This window comes from Aurantimonas sp. DM33-3 (genome assembly GCF_014334315.1).
Lineage (GTDB): Bacteria > Pseudomonadota > Alphaproteobacteria > Rhizobiales > Rhizobiaceae > Aurantimonas > Aurantimonas coralicida.
In genome coordinates this window covers 1-17625 of record NZ_JACSGS010000016.1, presented here as the reverse complement: position 1 = coordinate 17625, position 17625 = coordinate 1, and the positions used below count along the sequence as shown (strand labels likewise).

Genomic DNA, 17625 nt, shown 5'->3' with positions numbered 1-17625 from the left:
GGACGCGGGGTCCGGCCGAGAGTGACAGGTTGACCTTGGACGAAACTCCCGAAAAACGCCGGCGGCGCAGGCAGCCCTCGCGACTGATCGAGATCGACGCCTGGATCGACTCCAGCCTGTGGCGCTCCTTCCATGCCTTCGCGGCGTGGTGGGAAGGCGTCACCGTGTTCTCCCGCAAGTTCCGCGTGCGCGGCTTCAACCGCTTCCTGTTCGAGGTCATGGGCGAAGGCCTCACCCTCGGTCTCGCCGGCTTCGTGCTGCTTCTGGCGCTGGCCCAGCCGGCGATGAAGGTCACGGCGAAGGGCCTGCCCCAGGAAACCGACTATTCCGTCCAGTTCCTCGACCGCCATGGCGACGAGATCGGCCGCCGCGGCGTGCTGCGGGCGGCCGCCGTGCCCATCGACGAGATGCCGGATTCCTTCATCAAGGCGGTGCTGGCCACCGAGGACCGGCGCTTCTTCGAGCATTGGGGCATCGACTTCTTCGGCCTCGCCCGGGCCATGTCCGAGAACGCCCGCGCCGGCGGCGTCGTCCAGGGCGGCTCCACCCTCACCCAGCAGCTCGCCAAGAACCTGTTCCTGTCCAACGAGCGGACCATCGATCGCAAGATCAAGGAAGCCTTCATCTCGCTCTGGCTGGAGTCGAATCTGACCAAGCGCGAGATCCTCGCCATGTATCTCGACCGCGCCTATATGGGCGGCGGCACCTTCGGCGCGGCGGCTGCGGCGGAATTCTACTTCGACAAGAACATCCGCGACGTCTCCATGGCCGAGTCGGCCATGCTGGCCGGCCTGTTCAAGGCCCCGGCCCGCTATGCGCCGCACATCAACCTGCCGGCGGCGCGGGCCCGCGCCAACGAGGTCCTGACCAACATGGTCCAGGCCAATTTCGTCACCGAGGGCCAGGTCGTCGCCTCCCGCCGCCAGCCGGCCGTGGCCGTCGACCGCTCCTCCACCCAGTCGCCGGACTATTTCCTCGACTTCGCCTTCGAGGAGGTGCAGCGCCTCGCCCGCGAGGCCGGCCTCAAGCAGCGCAGCTTCCTCGCCCGCACCACCATCGACATGCGGCTGCAGCAGCTCGCCGATGAATCGGTCGAGTATCATCTGCGCCAGTTCGGCACGAATTACGACGTCGAGCAGGGCGCCATGGTCGTCATCGGCGAGGATGGCGGCGTGCGCGCCATCGTCGGCGGCCGCGACTACGGCGTCTCCCAGTTCAACCGCGCCACCAATGCGCTGCGCCAGCCGGGCTCCTCCTTCAAGGTCTTCGTCTATGCCGCCGCCATGCAGGCCGGCATGACCCCGTCCGACACCATCGTCGACAGCCCGATCACCATCGGCCGCTGGTCGCCGCAGAATTACGGCCGCTCCTTCTCCGGCCGGGTCACGCTGGCCAATGCGCTGGCCCGTTCGCTCAACGTGCCCGCCGTCAAGCTCAGCCAGAAGGTCGGCATGGACAATGTCACCGCCCTGGCCAGCGAGATGGGCGTCGAATCCCCGCTGCGCGGCGACAAGACCATGGCGCTGGGCACCAGCGAGGTCACCGTCCTCGACCAGGCGACCGCCTACGGCGTCTTCGTCAATGGCGGCATGGACTCCCATCGCCACGCCATCATGCAGCTGATGGACGCCTCCGGTCAGACGATCTGGGATGCCCGCCGCGACATGCCGCCGCGCAAGCGCATTCTCACCGAGGATGCGACCAAATCCATGAACGAGATGCTCGTCGCGGTCTCCGAGCGCGGCACCGCCCGCCGCTCGCAGCTTTCCATGACCCGCGTCGCCGGCAAGACCGGCACCACCCAGAGCTACCGCGACGGCTGGTTCGTCGGCTACACCGGCAATTTCACCGCCGCCGTCTGGTACGGCAATGACAGCTTCCGCCCGACCCGCAACCTCACCGGCGGCTCGCTCCCGGCCATGACCTGGCAGCGCTTCATGGAGACGGCCCACAAGAATATCGAGCTGAAGCCGATCCCGTTCATCGACGATCCCTTCCCGGCCGAAAAGCGCGAGGTCGCCACCAGCGACGGCGAGGCGCCGCCGCCCGAAGGGCCGCAGATGCTGTCGCGCGCCGCCCAGGCGGTTCTCGACGACATCGTCGAGCGGCTCGAGGCCCTGCCGCCGCTCGAACCCGAGCAGCTCGCCGCCGCCAGCGCGTCCGGCGCCCCCGCCGCCACGCAGCGCTAGACCGCCATCGGCCTCCCCGGATCTGACCGCCCATGCGTCTTGCGCTTCTCGTCCTCATTGCCCTGTCGATCGCCCTCGGCCTCGGCGGCTGGTCCGCCGACTGGGCGCTGCAACGCTCGACCGAGATCGGCACCGTGTCGGTCGGCCCGTGGCAGGCCAATCCCTTCGCCGGCGCGCCCGACGCCGATCCCTATTCCAAGGCCCGCCTCGCCCGCCTCGGCAATCTGACGCTGGGCATCGGCGAAGGCATCCTCTTCACCGCCGACCAGGACGGCGCCGGCAACGCGCTGCGCCGCCAGTGCAATTACCGTCTTGCCGGCCAGACCCCGCCGGCCCGCATCTGGACGCTGGTGCCCTTCACCCCGGAAGGCCGGCTCATCGCGCCGGCGGCCGGGCGCAACGGCTGGCTCACCTCCAACAGCCTGATGCGCGAGGAAGACAATTCCTTCGCCATCGCCCTCGGCCCCTCGGCCCGCTCGGGCAACTGGCTGGCGACCTCCGGCACCGGTCCCTTCACCCTCGCTTTGGCGCTCTACGACACGCCCGCCAGCGCCTCCACCGGCGTCGACAGCCTCGCTCTGCCCAGCATCACCCTCGAGACCTGCTATGATCGCTAGGCTGCTCTACGCCATCGTCGTCGGCCTCATCGGCGCCGCGCTCGTCCATATCGTGGTGATCTTCGCCATGCCGCATCTGGCCGAGAACAATGCCTGGGGCCGCTTCGCCCGGCTCGGACCGCTCAACGAGACCGTCCGCGTCGAGGCGCTGCGCAGCGCCGGGCCCGACACCATCGCCGCGCCGCCCGGCTCCGATCGCCACGACTTCGCCTTCGTCGATCCGGCCTTCGTCAATGCCAGCTGCCGCTTCTCGCTGGCTGACGGCCCGGTGCGGATGATCGCCAGCTACGGCCCGACCACCTTCTGGTCGGCCTCGATCTACGATCGCAACGGCGACAATCTCTACAGCATCAACGACCGCTCCGCCGTCGACGGCATCTTCGACCTTCTCGTCGGCACCCGCGAACAGATCGTCGATGCCAATGCCGACATCGACAGCGGCGACGACACCACCATCCCGGTCGAGGTCGATCTTAGCGAAGGCTACATGACCATCCGCGTACTGGTGGACGAGGAGAGCAAGCGCCCGGCCGTGGAGGAATTCATCGGTTCGCTGGCCTGCCGCCCGCTCGGGCCGGTCACCGCCAATCAGCCGACCGCCAGCCGCGACGGCTGATCACCGTTCCCTCACCCGGCAACGCCGCATCCAGCGGCCGCCGCCCGGCGCCGCGCGATCGCCCAGCCACAGTGTTCGACCGACGCCGAACCGCTGGCGATGATCAGGCCTGCCGCTTCATCACCACGGCGCCCTTGCCGGCCCGTGCCGGAATTGCTTCCCGGCGCACGCAGGGCAGGAGAATGATCTCCGCCGTCGTGCGACCGCCCGGCGCGGCCGGCCGTGTCCGCTGATATCTGTCCGACTTGCTGTTCAGGCTCACAATGACTGCCATGGTACGATTCCTCGTCCAATGGAGCACGGCAACATCCAGTATCTGGCGCTGTCGACCCAGGGGCTGACCATCGCGCATCGACCATGATCCGGATGGTCCTGATACCGGCGCATTCGTCATTCGCGCCGTCCGCAGGGCAGCAGACCCTACGACAGTTAACAGCTTGCTAATGTTTCTTAGCTAATCCTTCCTCCCGGCGAAACCAAAGGTCAACCATACGGGAGCCCCATGAAGGACGTCCTGCCGCGCATCTACCGTTCCCTCGAAAAGGACATCCGGCGCGGCGGATTCGACACCATCGTGACGGCCGCGACGATGAGCTTCCTGACCCAGCGCGCGCCCGGCAAACGGCAGCTGCGCGAGTTCGGAGATCTGGTCGCCTCGGCCTGGCCGCAGCTCGGCGCCGACACCCAGCGCACGCTCGCCCAGTCCCTCGCCTCCGCGCCCAACCTGCCCGTCGGCATCGTCGATCGCATCTGCAGCGCCCCGGTCGAGATCGCGGCGCCGTTCCTGCGCGCCAGCCCGTGCCTCGAGAGCCGGCATCTGGAGGCGCTGGCCCAGCGCCCGGACGCCGCCCTCCACGCCATTCTCGCCGAGCGCGAAGCCGCCAATGCGGTCCCCGCCGCATCCGCCCCGACCGCAATTCCCGCCGCCCCGGCGAAGCCGGCGACCCCGCCCGTCGCCGCGCAGCCCTCTGCCCCCGCACCCGTCCGCCCGGATGCCGCCGCGGCCGCCCGTGCCGAGCTGTTCCGGCTCGCCCGCCCCGGCCGTGCACCGGCGACACCGGCCGCACCCAAGGCAGCCGAGGCACCGCTGGCAACCTCGATCTCCGGCCTCGTCGCCGACGCCCGCGCCGGCCGCATCGAACGCTTCTATGCCGGTCTCGGCCGCATGCTGCCCCTCGAGGCCGCGACCATCGCGACGATCGCCGACGACGCCAGCGGCGAATGGCTTGGACGTGCGCTGAAGGTATTGCGGGCCGGTCCGACCGATGCCCTTACCGCGATCATGCTGGCCAAGCCCCGCATCGGGGCGGATGTCGCGGCCTTCGAGGCGATGAAGACGATCTATCGCGGGCTGGACGCAGACGACTGCCGGTCCCGCCTCGGCCTCGCGAGGGCCCGCATCATGGTCGACGCCCCGGCGCTGCAGCCGCAATCGGCCGATCTGGTGATCCGTCCGGTTGCCGGTGCGCCGCGGCGCAGCTTCGGCCGCCGCACCCTGCCCCCGGCCGTCGAACGCTCCATCGGCAAGCGCTGAGGCCGATCGGCCGCCGCGCCTATTCCGTGGCGAGGTCGATGAAGGCTTCGGGGTCGCGGGTCTCGATTTCCACCACCCAGAAATCCGGGTCGAAGCGGGCTTCGCGGGCCAGCCGCGCTTCCAGCGCGGCCTCGTCCGCCGCCGGCTCGAGAACGAAGCGGCGCTCGCCGCTCTCCTCGCTCAGGCTCTGCGGCGCCGGCCCGTACAGCTGGAACGCCCCGCCCGGCTGCCGCGCCACGATGAAGATCGCGCCGGCCTGATCGGCGCCGCGGCGGGCGACGACGGCGAAGTCGCCGGCCGAAAACAGCCGGCGCACGAGCTGCGCCACATGGAGTTCGCTGGTTATCCGCATCGGCGCGCGCGACCGCTCACTGGATCGCGCCGATCTCGATCAGCCGCTCCAGGATCCGCGGGTCCGGCGCGCCGGTGACTTCCAGCCCTTCCAGCGCCTCGAAGGTGCGGATCGCCTCGCGGGTGCGCTCGCCGGGAATGCCGTCGGCCGAGAGTTCGGCGACCTGCGCCGAGGTCAGCCCGGCCTGGATCCGGCGCACCAGCTCGCTGTCGCTGAGCTTGCCGATCTCGGCCTGCAGGGCGTCGTCGGGCGCGTCGGTGGAATTGTCGGGCACGTTCTGCGGAATGCCCCGCATCCGCTCCTCGATGCTGGCGATGGCGTTCGGCCGCGGCGACGGGTTCGGCGCCTGCGCCGTTACCTGCCGGATCTGCGACAGCAGCAGCGGCGTCGCCGCCCCATCCGTCGTCAGGCCGTGGCGGCTCTGGAAGGTGCGGATCGCGGTGTCCGTCGCCGGCCCCGGGCGGCCATCCACCGGCGCCTCGTAGATGCCCGCCTCGGCCAGCGCGGTCTGCACCTCGCGCACCAGCGGCACCGGCATCAGCGCCGGGTTGTTGCCGGCCACGCGCGTGCCGCCGCCCTCGCCCGGCTCGCGCGTCGCCAGGAACGGGCTCGGATGCGGTCCCGGCTGGTGCATGGCGTTGATCGCCACGCCGCCGAACAGGATGGCGAACCCGGTCAGGCCCGCCGACAGCGCCGGACGGCGTGCGAGCGCACGCGCCACGCCCGCCGCGCCGCGACGGGTCAGGGCCAGAAGCGTCGTGCCCATGCTAGGCCGAGCGGCGCGCTTCGAGGGTCTGCGGGGGGAGATTCGTTTGGGTGCGGGCATCGCTCAGAGCTACGACATTTTCCTTGAGGTTTGGTGTGGATTCGGCACCTTCGACATAGACCGCCGGCAGGCGGACCGTCACCATGGTGCCGACTCCCGGCTGGCTGCGGATCGTCATGTCGCCGCCGTGCAGTTCGGCCAGTCCCTTGACCAGCGACAGGCCGAGGCCGGTGCCCTGGTAGCGTCGCGTGGTGCCGGACGAGACCTGCACGAAGGGCCGGCCCAGGCGCTCGATGTCGCTTTCGGCGATGCCTATGCCGGTGTCGCTGACCGAGAATTCGACCATCGGGCCGACCCGCCGGCTTTCCAGCGTCACCACGCCGACCTCTGTGAATTTTAGCGCGTTGGACAAAAGGTTCAGGAGGATCTGGTGGCAGGCCCGCCGGTCGGCGGTGATCTCCTCGTCGCGGCAGCCGGGCCGCACGTCGAGGCGCAGATCCTTGCGCCGCGCTTCCTCGCGCACGACGTCGACGGCCAGGTCCATCGCCTCGCCGAGCCCGAAGGCTTCCGGCACCAGTTCGTAGCGGCCGGCCTCGATCTTGGACACGTCGAGCAGGCTGTTGACCACCGACAGGAGGTGCTGGCCCGACTGCCGGATCAGCCCGACATATTCCTTCTGGCGATCGCTCTCGAAGCCCCCGAAGAATTCCTGGTCGAGAATGTCCGAGAAGCCGATGATCGCATTGAGCGGCGTGCGCAATTCGTGGCTGACCGCCGCCAGGAACTGGCTCTTGGCCGCCGACGATTGATTGGCCGCGTCGAGCGCCGTCTGCAGGTCCGCCGATTCGCCCGCCGCATGCGCCGCGACCGCCACATGCACGGCGCCGGTCTCGGCGCAGCCGCGAAGACGCAGGCTTGCCGGATGATAGGTCCCGTCGCCGCGGCGCAAGCGCGCTGCCGCCGTGACGACCTGCGCCGTGCGCCGCGCATCCGCCAGCGCCTGCAGGAACACCACGCGGTCGCCGACATGGACGAGATCGACAAGGCTGCGGCCGGTCACGGCGTTGCGCTCCTGCCCGATGCCGGCCAGCGCGGCAGGCGACACCGCCGTCACCATGCCGCGGGCGTCGAGGGAGATCAGCGCCGCATCCAGCAGGGCGGCCGCGTCGTCGATCGACGGACCAGCGACGGCCGCATCCGAGGTCGTGACCGTAGCGGTCGAGGCGGTCGAACGCCGGGCCAGCCGGAGGACGAGCGTCGCGCCATAGCACAGGATCAGGGCCGCCGAGGCGGGGTCGAGGCCGGCGGTGAAGACCGGCGGACCGACGGCGAGCAGGCAGGCGGCAAAGACCAGGGTCGACCCGGCCAGCGCCGCGGCCAGTCCGCGACGGCCGGCGATCAGCAATTCGGCCGGCAGGATCGCCAGCAGGATCAGCCAGGCAGCCGAGGAGGATTGTGCGAACAGCGCGCCCCAGCCGATCAGGCCGGCGACGAGCGTGCCGCCCAGCCAGGTGGCGTGGTCGATGGCGCCGGTGGAGGACAGATAGGCCGCGGCCGCCAGCGCCATGCCGGCGACGATCAGCGGCGCCGCCACGGCGAGAATGCCGGACTGGAGCAGTGCCAGGATGGGCGATGCAATCGCGGCGAGCAGGCCGGCGCCGATCAGGCCGCCGATCGCCAGCGCCTGCACCCGGCGCTCAACCGCGTCGCTGACGGAGTTCGGAACGAGAACATCGAGCCGTTCGCCGATGAGAGACAGCGCGCCACCGGCCGGTGTTCCTGTCTGTCGCTCGTCCAACGCCTCGGTCATACAAGAACTCGCACTCACATTCAGGCCGCCGGGCGTCGAGGACAATTCGAGGTCCGGCGGCGGTCGACCGTGATAATGCGACCGACGGTTTAAGGAAGCCATAAACCACGGCTTTTCCCGTTGGCGTTGCCGTCGGATACCCGGCACAGCGCAGATTCGGACATCGTCCGTCTTCGCTTATGGTTAACGCTTCCTTGCACCGCCCGATGCCCGCTTCGCCGGCCATCCGATCCGAAACGGCGGTGGAAAACGGACAATTTGAATCAACTACGCGTCGCAGTTTCAACGTCCCCTTGGAACGGCCGTGGCATGGTGGCGCTTATCGAACGACCGGTCGACCAGGACCGGATGCATGCTCTGCCATTTCGGGGATTGAAATGATCCGCTTCATCATCAGATCGGCCTTCCTGCTCGGCCTCGTCGCGCTGTTCCTGCCCAGCGGCCAGAACGACGGCGACGACGCGGCGACCGGCATCGATCCCTTCACCGCCATGATGGGGGCCCAGGCCGCCATTGCCGACATCTGGGGCTTCTGCGACCGGGCCCCCGCCGCCTGCTCGGCCGGTGATGATCTGGTGCAGTTCGCCGGCGACCGGATCGGCGACGGCTTCGCCCTCGCCTACCGCACGATCCAGGGTCAGGCCGGCGAGCCGGCGACCACCGTCATCGCCGCCGTAAAGGCGACCGCGCCGCAGCATCCCGTTCCGGCCAGCACGATCCCGGCAAGCAGCCGCCAGGACGACATCGTCACCGGCGCCGTGACGCAGGTCCTGGAACTCGCCCGCCCCGCAACGCCCGGACCCACCGCAAAGCCGGCCGCCGGCACCTTCGCCATGCCGGCGCTGGAGGAGACCCGGACGGTCGCCAGCCAGCCGCGTCCCGACGCCGCCGTGCCCGCCGCCACGACGCCGGCCCGCCTGCCGATCCCGCAGCCCGCGCCGCGCGCCTGACACCTTCCACCGAGATCACATCCCCGCCCGGGCCTGACATCGCCGCCTGCTGACCTTATATCGCGACCAGAGCGGTCCCACGGCCGTATCAGGCCAGACCGGAGGCGGAATGCAGACGATCGAAGACATCACGGCGGATTTCGAATATCTCGACGACTGGGAAGACCGGTACCGTTACCTGATCGAGCTCGGCCGCGCCCTGCCGCCGATGCCCGAAGGCTCCCAGACCGAGGAGAGCAAGGTGCGCGGCTGCGCCAGCCAGGTCTGGCTGGTCAGTGAATCCGACACGGCCAATCCGCCGCACCTGACCTTCCTGGGGGATTCCGACGCCCATATCGTTCGCGGTCTCGTCGCCGTGGCGCTCGCCTTGTTTTCCGGCAAGACCGCGCCGGAGATCCTCGAGGCGGATGCCGAGGCGACCTTCCTGCGTCTGGGCCTCAAGGATCACCTCAGCCCGCAGCGCTCCAATGGCCTGCGCTCCATGGTCGCGCGGATCAAGGACGACGCCCGTCAGGCCCTCGCCGCCGCCTGAGTTGCGCGTCGTTGCGGACCGCACCCCACCGCCGTCACTCCGCCGGCGACGGCCCCGCATGCCTCATCCTTCCGCCGGTTGATCGCCGCCACTCCGCAGCCCGCCGATCGTGGGGCGCGAATCGGCGGTCCCCCACCGGCGAATATGGCCCTCGCGGTGGCCCGCCTGCCGGTCGAGCCCGTAATGGCGCGCCAGAACGCCGAGCCCGGCCTTCAGCAGCAGCTTGGCGGAGCGAACCGGCCATTGCCGCTCCCGCTCGATCGTCTCCAGCCCCTTCAGGAAACAGCAGAAGTCGAGCAGCACGCCGGAGAGTTCCGGCCCGACCGCCCCGATCGCCGCGTCCACCCGCCGCCGCGCGTCGATCGCCGAATCCGAGACATCGCCGCCACCGCGGCTGCCTTGCCCGCGCGGCTGCGCGTCCCAACGCTGACTGATGCCGGGCATGAGCTGGCCCCGGGTGAAATGGCCGCGCAACCGCTCGCCGGCCTCCACCTCCTCCGCCGTCAGGAACGCCGCGCCGTCCCGGCCCCTGCGTTTGGCGAGGCGCGCAAGCGGCGATTCGTCGTCGTTGAACCCCGCCCTCACGCTGCCTCTCCGCGTCCACCGCTACGCGCGAGTGCCGCCCGGATCGCCGTTCCCAGCCGCTCCAGCCGTTCGATCACCGCGTCGAATTCGGCATCGTCCCGCCGATCCTCGATCCGCCGCACCGCATAGGCGATCGTCGTGCGGTCGCGGCCGAACGGCCCGGCCATGCCGGTCAGCGGGATCTGGAAGACCACATGGGCGAGATACATCGCCACATGGCGCGCTTCGCAGATCGGCGCGATGGCCCGGGTCGGCCGGTCGATGTCGCAGACCGGCACGTCGAGAAAGGTGCTGGCGATCTCCCGCGCCAAGCGGCATCCGAGCCGCGTGTCGATCGGCGGAACGCCGTGGCGGGCGGGCGGCACGTCGGTTGACGCTGTCGCCGCCGGGACGCCCGGCAGGCCGTCCCTGTCCGACGAAATGTCTCCGCTTCTGGCCGGGATCTGATCCTGCATCGCTGCCTCCACTGTTTCGGGATCTCCCCCGTTCTTAGGCCAGATACGGTCGATTGTGGAAATTATTCCTATTTCATGAGGCGCGATCCGGATCGACGGATTGAGCATTCAGGCCGAAACTCTGGCATTGAAGCGAAATCGTACAGGAATTTTTTCCCCGCCATCGCCCATGCGGGCCAGGCTCATGCGGACATCCGAGGAGGACATCCGCATGACCCCATCCTTCGACCGCCCAGCGTCGCAGATCCGGCTCGAGGCCGCCGCCCGCAGCTATGTCGCGGCGCGCCGGCGAGTCGCCGCGGACGGCGCCGCCCGGCATCAGCTCGCGGCGTTGCTGCGGCCTTTCGCGGCCCCGTCGGCCACGCTCGACGCGGCCGTCGCGGCCGACGATCCGAGCCTCATTCCGGAAGGGCAGCGCCAGGAGATGCTGGCGCGTCTGGCCGCCGAGCTTCGCCATCTGGCGCGTATCGCGCGGCGCGGCGACCGCGCCTACGACATCAATCGCCATCTCAAGGCAAAGCGTCTGGCGCGCTGGCTCGGTGGTGCCGAGCGCTGGCTTCGCAGTCCCGTAGAGCTCGGTTCCGGCCGCTCCGCGAACGCCCGGTTTCGCCGCGCCGGCCGGTGTCGATCGATGCCCTAGAGGAAGGCGCCGACAGACAAAAACCCAACGTTCGCAACACAGATCGCGGCGATACTAAGTCTCGCGTAGTATAGCTTGACACCCTTCCGATGGCTGGCCACAACATCGGACCTGTTCTTGATCGGGTGACTCACCGGGCATCGGCCCTGGGGCCCGATCGAAAGCGAACGATCTGGGAGGATCACCGAATATGCAGAGTTTCACGCGCCTGCTGCTGGCCGGCACCGCCGCGGCCGCCGTCCTCGTACCGGCGACCGTCAGCGCACAGGAAGTGTCCAACGACGTCGTCAAGGTCGGCATTCTCAACGACCAGTCGGGCGTCTACGCCGATTTCGGCGGCAAATGGTCGGTCGAGGCCGCCAAGATGGCGATCGAGGATTTCGGCGGCACGGTTCTCGGCAAGCCGATCGAGATGGTCTCCGCCGACCACCAGAACAAGGCTGACATCGCCTCCAACATCGCCCGCGAATGGTACGACGTCGACAATGTCGACGCGATCATGGAGCTGACCACCTCGTCGGTGGCCCTGGCGGTCCAGGGCCTGTCCCGCGAGAAAGAGAAGATCACCATCACCACCGGCGCGGCGACCACCGAGCTGACCGGCGGCCAGTGCAGCCCCTACGGCTTCCACTGGGCCTACGACACCCACGCCTTGGCGGTCGGCACCGGCGGCGCGCTGGTCAAGGCCGGCGGCGACACCTGGTTCTTCCTCACCGCCGACTACGCCTTCGGCTATTCCCTCGAGGAGCAGACCGGCAATTTCGTCAAGGAGAATGGCGGCGAAGTGCTCGGCGCGGTCCGCCATCCGCTCGGCACCACCGACTTCTCCTCCTTCCTGCTCCAGGCACAGAGCTCGGGCGCCAAGGTCATCGGCCTCGCCAATGCCGGCCTCGACACCGCCAGCGCCATCAAGGGCGCCGCTGAGTTCGGCATCGTCCAGGCCGGCCAGCAGCTCGCCGGCCTGCTCTTCACCATCGCCGAAGTCCACGGCCTCGGCCTCCAGGCCGCCCAGGGCCTGAACCTCACCGAGGGCTGGTACTGGGATCAGAGCGACGAGAACCGCGAGTTCGCCAACCGCTTCATGGAGCGCACCCAGCGCATGCCGAACATGATCCAGGTCGGCACCTACTCGGCTGTCACCCAGTATCTGAAGGCCGTCGAGGCGGCTGGCACCGATGCCACCGACGCCGTCGCCGAGAAGATGCACGAGCTGCCGGTCGAGGACGTCTTCGCCAAGAGCGGCACCGTTCAGGAGAACGGTCGCATGGTCTACGACATGTACCTCTTCCAGGTGAAGGCGCCGGACGACTCCACCCAGCCGTGGGATTACTACAACGAGATCTCCACCGTGCCGGGCAACGAGGCCTTCCTCTCGGTCGAGGATTCGGGCTGCGACGTCGCCAGCTTCGCCAAGTAGGACGAACATGGGAACGGGGGCGGCGCCGCTGGCGTCCGCCCCCGTTCCGCTTTCTGGCCGGCTGCCCGTTTCCAGGACAAGTGCCTGAAGTTTCGGCTTGCAGTCATGGGGTTTGGCCGATCCAATGCAGTTGCGCGACAGCCGTCACGGGGAGGTGACGACCGCGCTCCAAGGGAGGAATCGATTTGATGACCATGAAGACCAGCCTCGTCGCCCTGTGCGCTGCCGGCGTCGCGGCCACCGCTGCCCTTCCCGCCGCGGCCCAGGAGATTTCCGACGACGTCGTGAAGATCGGCATCCTGAACGACCGCTCCGGCGTCTATGCCGACACGGCCGGCGAAGGCTCCGTCGTCGGTGCCCGCCTCGCGGTCGAGGATTTCGGCGGCACGGTTCTCGGCAAGCCGATCGAGATCGTCTCGGCCGACCACCAGAACAAGGCCGACATCGGCTCCAACATCGCCCGCGAGTGGTACGACACCCAGAATGTCGACGCGATCATGGACCTCACCACGTCCTCCGTGGCCCTCGCGGTCCAGGGCCTGTCGCGTGAGAAGAAGAAGATCACCATGACCACCGGCGGCGGCTCGACCGAGATCGCCGGCGGCCAGTGCAGCCCCTACGGCTTCCACTGGGCCTACAACACCCGCGCTTTGTCCCAGGGCACGGCCGGCTCGCTGGTCAAGAACGGCGACGACAGCTGGTACTTCGTGACCGCCGACTACACCTTCGGCGATTCGCTCCAGGGCGAGGCCACCAAGGTGATCGAGGCCAATGGCGGCGAAGTGCTCGGCGCCGTGCGCCATCCCCTCGCCACCACCGACTATTCCTCCTTCATGCTGCAGGCCCAGAGCTCCGGCGCCAAGGTCGTCGGCTTCGCCAATGCCGGCCTCGACACGGCGAATGCCGTCAAGGCCGCCACCGAGTTCGGCCTTGTCCAGTCCGGCCAGAAGCTTGCCGCGCTGCTCTTCACCCTGGCCGAGGTCAACGGTCTCGGCGTCGAGGCGGCCCAGGGCCTGAACCTCACCGAGGGCTGGTACTGGGACCAGAGCGACGAGAACCGCGAATTCGCCGATCGCTACATGAAGGCCTTTGGCAAGATGCCGAACATGATCCATGTCGGCACCTATTCCGCGGTCCTGCAGTATCTGAAGGCCATCGAGGCCGCCGGCACCGACGAGACCGAGGCGGTCGCCGCCAAGCTGCACGAGATGCCGGTCGAGGACCTCTTCGCCAAGAACGGCAAGGTCCTGGAGAACGGGCGCATGGTCTATGACATGTTCCTGTTCGAGGTGAAGACGCCCGAGGAATCCACCGGCCCCTGGGACCTCTACAAGGAGGTCGCCACCGTTCCCGGCGACGAGGCCTACGGCACCGTCGAGGAAAGCGGCTGCGACGTCTCGTCCTTCCCCAAGGGCTGATCTGACAGCGGACGCCGGCCGCCCATGCGGGCCGGCGTCCATCCCGGCAATGCGTTTTAACGCCGACAGGAGTACCCCGCGCCGATGAGCGTATCCCCGCAAGAGGCGATTCTGTCCGCCCGCGGCCTGACCAAGGAATTCTTTGGCTTTACCGCCGTCAATTCCGTCGATCTCGACGTGCGCGAAAACACCATCCACGCGCTCATCGGTCCCAACGGGGCCGGCAAGACGACGGTCTTCAACCTTCTCACCAAGTTCCTGACACCGACATCGGGCACCATCACCTTCCGCGGCAAGGACATCACCAGGGTCAAGCCGGCCGATGTCGCCCGGCTCGGATTGGTGCGCTCGTTCCAGATCTCCGCGGTGTTCCCGCATCTGACGGTGCTGGACAATGTCCGCGTCGCGCTGCAGCGCAAGGCGCATCTCGGCACGCAGTTCTGGCGCTCCAACCGGGTGCTGCACACGCTCGACGACCGTGCCCACGAGCTGATCGACGCGGTCGGCCTCGCCGAATACGCCAACCTGGATGCCGCCGAGCTCTCCTATGGCCGCAAGCGCGCCCTCGAGATCGCCACCACCCTCGCCCTCGACCCGCCGGTGCTGCTCTTCGACGAGCCCATGGCCGGCATGGGCATCGAGGACATCGGTCGCATCTCGGCCCTGATCAAGCGCATCGCCAAGGACCGCACCGTGGTGATGGTCGAACACAACCTCAACGTCGTGGCGGATCTCTGCGACTACGTCACCGTCCTGGCGCGCGGCGAGATTCTCGCCGAAGGCGACTACGAGACGGTGAGTTCCGATCCGCGCGTGCGTGAAGCCTATATGGGAAGCGAAGATGATTGAGGCCCCGGGCCGCCCGCAGGGCCCTGCCCTTCTCGAGGTGCGCGATCTGCACGGATGGTACGGCGAAAGCCACGTCCTGCACGGCGTCTCGCTGGATCTGCACGAAGGCGAGACGATCACCCTGGTCGGCCGCAACGGCGCCGGCAAGACGACCACCCTGCGCGCCATCATGAACCTTCTGCCGCGGCGCGAGGGATCGATCCGCATCGCCGGCGCCGACATGATGAAGGTGCCGGTCCACCGCACCGCCTATTCGGGCATCGGCTACGTGCCGGAAGAGCGCGGCATCTTCGCCACGCTGACGGTCTCCGAAAACCTCATGCTGCCGCCCACCGTGGCGCCCGGCGGCATGACCATCGAGGAGATCTACGACCTCTTCCCCAACCTTGCCGAACGCCGCAATTCCCCGGGCACCAAGCTGTCCGGCGGCGAGCAGCAGATGCTGGCCATCGCCCGCATCCTGCGCACCGGCGTCAAGATCATCCTCCTCGACGAGCCCACCGAAGGGCTCGCCCCCGTCATCATCCAGCGCATCGGCGACGTGCTGATGGAGCTCAAGAAGAAGGGCATGACGCTGCTTCTCGTGGAACAGAATTTCCGCTTTGCCCGCAAGGTCGCCGACCGCTTCTTCCTGATGGAGGACGGCCATATCCTGGAGAGCTTCCCGACCTCCGAACTCGATGCCCGGATGGACCGGCTGCACGAAGTGGTGGGAGTGTAACGCGCCATGACCATGATCTTCGGCATTCCGCTCCCCGCGCTCCTCGGCCAGTTGCTGATCGGCTTCATCAACGGCTCGTTCTACGCCCTTCTGAGCCTCGGCCTCGCGGTCATCTTCGGCCTCCTGCGGGTCATCAACTTCGCCCATGGCGCCCAGTACATGCTCGGCGCCTTCACCGCCTATCTGGTGCTAGCCTATACCGGCCTCGGCTTCTGGCCGGCGCTGATCGTCGCCCCGCTCATCGTCGCCATGCTCTCGGCGGTGATCGAGCGCACCATGCTGTCGCGGCTCTACGACCTCGACCATCTCTACGGCCTGCTCTTCACCTTCGGCCTGGCGCTGATCATCGAGGGCACCTTCCGCTATTATTTCGGCGCGGCGGGCAATCCCTATCCGACACCGGCGCTTCTGGCCGGCGGCACCAATCTCGGCTTCATGTTCATGCCGAACTATCGCGGCTTCGTCGTCGTCGCCTCGCTGGTCATCTGCATCTCCACCTGGCTGCTGATCGAGAAGACCCGGCTCGGCGCCTATCTGCGCGCCGCGACCGAGAACCCGCAGCTCGTCCAGGCCTTCGGCGTCAACGTGCCGCTGCTCCTCACCCTGACCTATGCGCTCGGCGCCGGTCTCGCCGGCCTCGCCGGCGTCCTCGCCGCGCCGATCTACCAGGTCAGCCCGCTGATGGGCTCCAACCTCATCATCATCGTCTTCGCCGTGGTGGTGATCGGCGGCATGGGCTCGATCCTCGGCGCCATCATCTCTGGCTACATGCTGGGCATCCTCGAGGGCCTCACCAAGGTGTTCTATCCCGAAGCCTCGAACATCGTCGTCTTCGTCATCATGGCGATCGTGCTCATGATCCGGCCCGCCGGCCTGTTCGGGAAGGAGGCGTGACATGACCAGCCTGGATCACACCAGCGAAGTCCGCACCGAGGGAACCGACGGCACCGCCGTCTCCCCCGACCGCAAGCCCGGCCAGCGCGACCTGTCGACCATCGGCTTCGTCCTCGCCGGCATCGCCGTGGTCGGCCTGCTCGTCGCGCCGTTCTACGTCTATCCGGTCTTCATCATGAGCGTGCTCTGCTTCGCGCTCTTCGCCATCGCCTTCAACCTCTTGCTCGGCTATGTCGGGCTTCTCTCCTTCGGCCATGCCGCCTTCTTCGGCGGCGCGGCCTATTTCACCGCCCATGCCGCCAAGGTCTGGGGCTGGGAGCCGCTCTCGGCGATCCTGCTGGGCGCCGGCGGTGCCGGCCTGATCGGTCTTCTGGTCGGCTATCTCGCCATCCGCCGCCAGGGCATCTACTTCGCCATGGTCACGCTGGCCCTGTCGCAGATGATCTTCTTCATCTTCCTGCAGGCACCCTTCACCCATGGCGAGGACGGCATCCAGGGCGTGCCGCGCGGCTATTTGCTGGGCATCGTCAATCTCAACGACCCGCTCAACATCTACTATTTCGTCCTGGCGATCTTCCTGTTCGGCTTCTTCGCCGTCTGGCGCATCGTCCATTCGCCCTTCGGCCATGTGCTGAAGGCGATCCGCGAGAACGAGAACCGCACCATCTCGCTGGGCTACCGGGTCGAGCGCTACAAGCTCGGCGCCTTCGTGATGTCGGCGGCCATTGCCGGCCTCGCCGGCTCGACCAAGGCCATCGTCTTCCAGATCGCGACGCTCACCGACGTGGCCTGGCAGATGTCCGGCGAGGTCGTGCTGATGACCCTCCTCGGCGGCATGGGCACGATCTTCGGACCGGCGATCGGTGCCGCCCTCGTCGTCACCATGCAGCATTATTTCGCGTCGATGGATTTCCCGGTCACCGTGATGATCGGCATCATCTTCGTCCTGTGCGTGCTGCTCTTCCGCCGCGGCATCGTCGGCGAGGCCATCCGCCTCATCCGCCGATAAGAACAACACCCAGCGGGGCCGGCCATCGCGCCGCCCCGCTGGCGTGACCGCCACATCCAGCATCATCTTCCGCTACCAGCACGCGTGGAACGCTGTCCGCCGAACCAGCGCCAGTGTCTCGCCGCTCAGGGCCAAATAGGCCTGCCGCCTCATACCGGCCCGCTCATGAACTGACCGCTTTAATGTACGGGTAGTTGCAAAGGGACCGGATGCGGCTTGGATCTCTGGTGGCGCGGTTCCAGGCATCGCAGCAAGCGTCGATGATGGCTTG

Annotated in this window: 18 protein-coding genes and 1 pseudogene; 13 read left to right on the top strand and 6 right to left on the bottom strand. The window is 68.1% G+C overall.

What is annotated here, in order from left to right; translation table 11 throughout:
* Nucleotides 1-35 precede the first annotated feature (35 nt).
* From H9Q09_RS18070 to H9Q09_RS18060, 3 genes are read left to right on the top strand one after another with little or no spacing between them, the layout of a single operon-like run.
* Complete coding sequence (locus H9Q09_RS18070) at nt 36-2189, top strand: PBP1A family penicillin-binding protein (RefSeq protein WP_187392184.1); 2154 nt, start codon at nt 36-38, stop codon at nt 2187-2189.
* A gap of 32 nt (nt 2190-2221) precedes the next feature.
* A complete protein-coding gene (locus H9Q09_RS18065; protein ID WP_187392183.1) occupies nt 2222-2806 on the top strand; it encodes a DUF1214 domain-containing protein in 585 nt (194 codons plus the stop codon).
* Nucleotides 2796-3422 carry a DUF1254 domain-containing protein gene (locus H9Q09_RS18060; RefSeq protein ID WP_187392182.1) on the top strand — a complete coding sequence of 209 codons (627 nt, stop codon included), beginning with the start codon at nt 2796-2798 and terminating at the stop codon, nt 3420-3422. The genes H9Q09_RS18065 and H9Q09_RS18060 overlap by 11 nt, the downstream gene beginning before the upstream one ends.
* A gap of 103 nt (nt 3423-3525) precedes the next feature.
* Here the strand turns inward: H9Q09_RS18060 and H9Q09_RS18055 are convergent, their stop codons facing one another.
* Nucleotides 3526-3696: a hypothetical protein gene (locus tag H9Q09_RS18055; RefSeq protein ID WP_187392181.1), complete on the bottom strand. Its 171-nt coding sequence runs from the start codon at nt 3694-3696 to the stop codon at nt 3526-3528.
* Nucleotides 3697-3924: 228 nt separating this feature from the next.
* On the opposite strand from H9Q09_RS18055, the gene H9Q09_RS18050 reads away from it, so the two are divergent.
* Nucleotides 3925-4956: a hypothetical protein gene (locus H9Q09_RS18050; RefSeq protein WP_187392180.1), complete on the top strand. Its 1032-nt coding sequence runs from the start codon at nt 3925-3927 to the stop codon at nt 4954-4956.
* Nucleotides 4957-4975: 19 nt separating this feature from the next.
* Here the strand turns inward: H9Q09_RS18050 and H9Q09_RS18045 are convergent, their stop codons facing one another.
* Genes H9Q09_RS18045 through H9Q09_RS18035 form a run of 3 tightly spaced genes read right to left on the bottom strand, consistent with a single transcriptional unit; the run spans nt 4976 to nt 7884 of the window.
* A complete protein-coding gene (locus tag H9Q09_RS18045) occupies nt 4976-5308 on the bottom strand; it encodes a DUF1491 family protein (RefSeq protein ID WP_024348745.1) in 333 nt (110 codons plus the stop codon).
* Nucleotides 5309-5324: 16 nt separating this feature from the next.
* Nucleotides 5325-6074 (bottom strand): peptidoglycan-binding domain-containing protein, encoded by a 750-nt coding sequence (locus tag H9Q09_RS18040; protein ID WP_024348746.1) that lies wholly within the window; start codon nt 6072-6074, stop codon nt 5325-5327.
* A 1-nt stretch (nt 6075) separates the two neighbouring features.
* Nucleotides 6076-7884, bottom strand: a complete 1809-nt coding sequence (locus H9Q09_RS18035; RefSeq protein ID WP_187392179.1) for a PAS domain-containing sensor histidine kinase — start codon at nt 7882-7884, stop codon at nt 6076-6078.
* Nucleotides 7885-8261: 377 nt separating this feature from the next.
* Between H9Q09_RS18035 and H9Q09_RS18030 the strand changes: the two genes are divergently transcribed.
* On the top strand, nt 8262-8834 hold the full coding sequence (locus tag H9Q09_RS18030; protein WP_187392178.1) for a DUF5330 domain-containing protein: 573 nt from the start codon (nt 8262-8264) through the stop codon (nt 8832-8834).
* Between the two features lie 109 nt (nt 8835-8943).
* Nucleotides 8944-9366, top strand: coding sequence for a SufE family protein (locus tag H9Q09_RS18025; RefSeq protein ID WP_009208881.1), 423 nt, complete (start codon nt 8944-8946; stop codon nt 9364-9366).
* A gap of 180 nt (nt 9367-9546) precedes the next feature.
* Here the strand turns inward: H9Q09_RS18025 and H9Q09_RS18020 are convergent.
* Nucleotides 9547-9927: pseudogene (locus H9Q09_RS18020) on the bottom strand (DUF6456 domain-containing protein); the annotation flags it as partial.
* Between the two features lie 20 nt (nt 9928-9947).
* The gene (locus H9Q09_RS18015) at nt 9948-10406 is read right to left on the bottom strand and encodes a helix-turn-helix domain-containing protein (RefSeq protein ID WP_187392176.1); all 459 of its coding nucleotides are present in this window, start codon (nt 10404-10406) and stop codon (nt 9948-9950) included.
* Nucleotides 10407-10617: 211 nt separating this feature from the next.
* Between H9Q09_RS18015 and H9Q09_RS18010 the strand changes: the two genes are divergently transcribed.
* The 7 genes from H9Q09_RS18010 (at nt 10618) to H9Q09_RS17980 (ending at nt 17354) form a co-directional block, all read left to right on the top strand.
* Nucleotides 10618-11046 (top strand): hypothetical protein, encoded by a 429-nt coding sequence (locus tag H9Q09_RS18010; protein WP_187392175.1) that lies wholly within the window; start codon nt 10618-10620, stop codon nt 11044-11046.
* A 190-nt stretch (nt 11047-11236) separates the two neighbouring features.
* Complete coding sequence (locus tag H9Q09_RS18005) at nt 11237-12463, top strand: ABC transporter substrate-binding protein (RefSeq protein ID WP_187392174.1); 1227 nt, start codon at nt 11237-11239, stop codon at nt 12461-12463.
* A gap of 194 nt (nt 12464-12657) precedes the next feature.
* A complete protein-coding gene (locus H9Q09_RS18000) occupies nt 12658-13881 on the top strand; it encodes an ABC transporter substrate-binding protein (protein ID WP_187392248.1) in 1224 nt (407 codons plus the stop codon).
* A gap of 84 nt (nt 13882-13965) precedes the next feature.
* Entirely contained in the window at nt 13966-14730 is a 765-nt protein-coding gene (locus H9Q09_RS17995; RefSeq protein WP_187392173.1) for an ABC transporter ATP-binding protein, read from the top strand.
* Nucleotides 14723-15451: an ABC transporter ATP-binding protein gene (locus H9Q09_RS17990; RefSeq protein WP_024348756.1), complete on the top strand. Its 729-nt coding sequence runs from the start codon at nt 14723-14725 to the stop codon at nt 15449-15451. The genes H9Q09_RS17995 and H9Q09_RS17990 overlap by 8 nt, the downstream gene beginning before the upstream one ends.
* 6 nt (nt 15452-15457) lie before the next feature.
* Nucleotides 15458-16345: a branched-chain amino acid ABC transporter permease gene (locus tag H9Q09_RS17985; protein ID WP_009208875.1), complete on the top strand. Its 888-nt coding sequence runs from the start codon at nt 15458-15460 to the stop codon at nt 16343-16345.
* Between the two features lies 1 nt (nt 16346).
* Nucleotides 16347-17354 carry a branched-chain amino acid ABC transporter permease gene (locus tag H9Q09_RS17980; RefSeq protein ID WP_187392172.1) on the top strand — a complete coding sequence of 336 codons (1008 nt, stop codon included), beginning with the start codon at nt 16347-16349 and terminating at the stop codon, nt 17352-17354.
* The last annotated feature ends 271 nt before the right edge of the window (nt 17355-17625 follow it).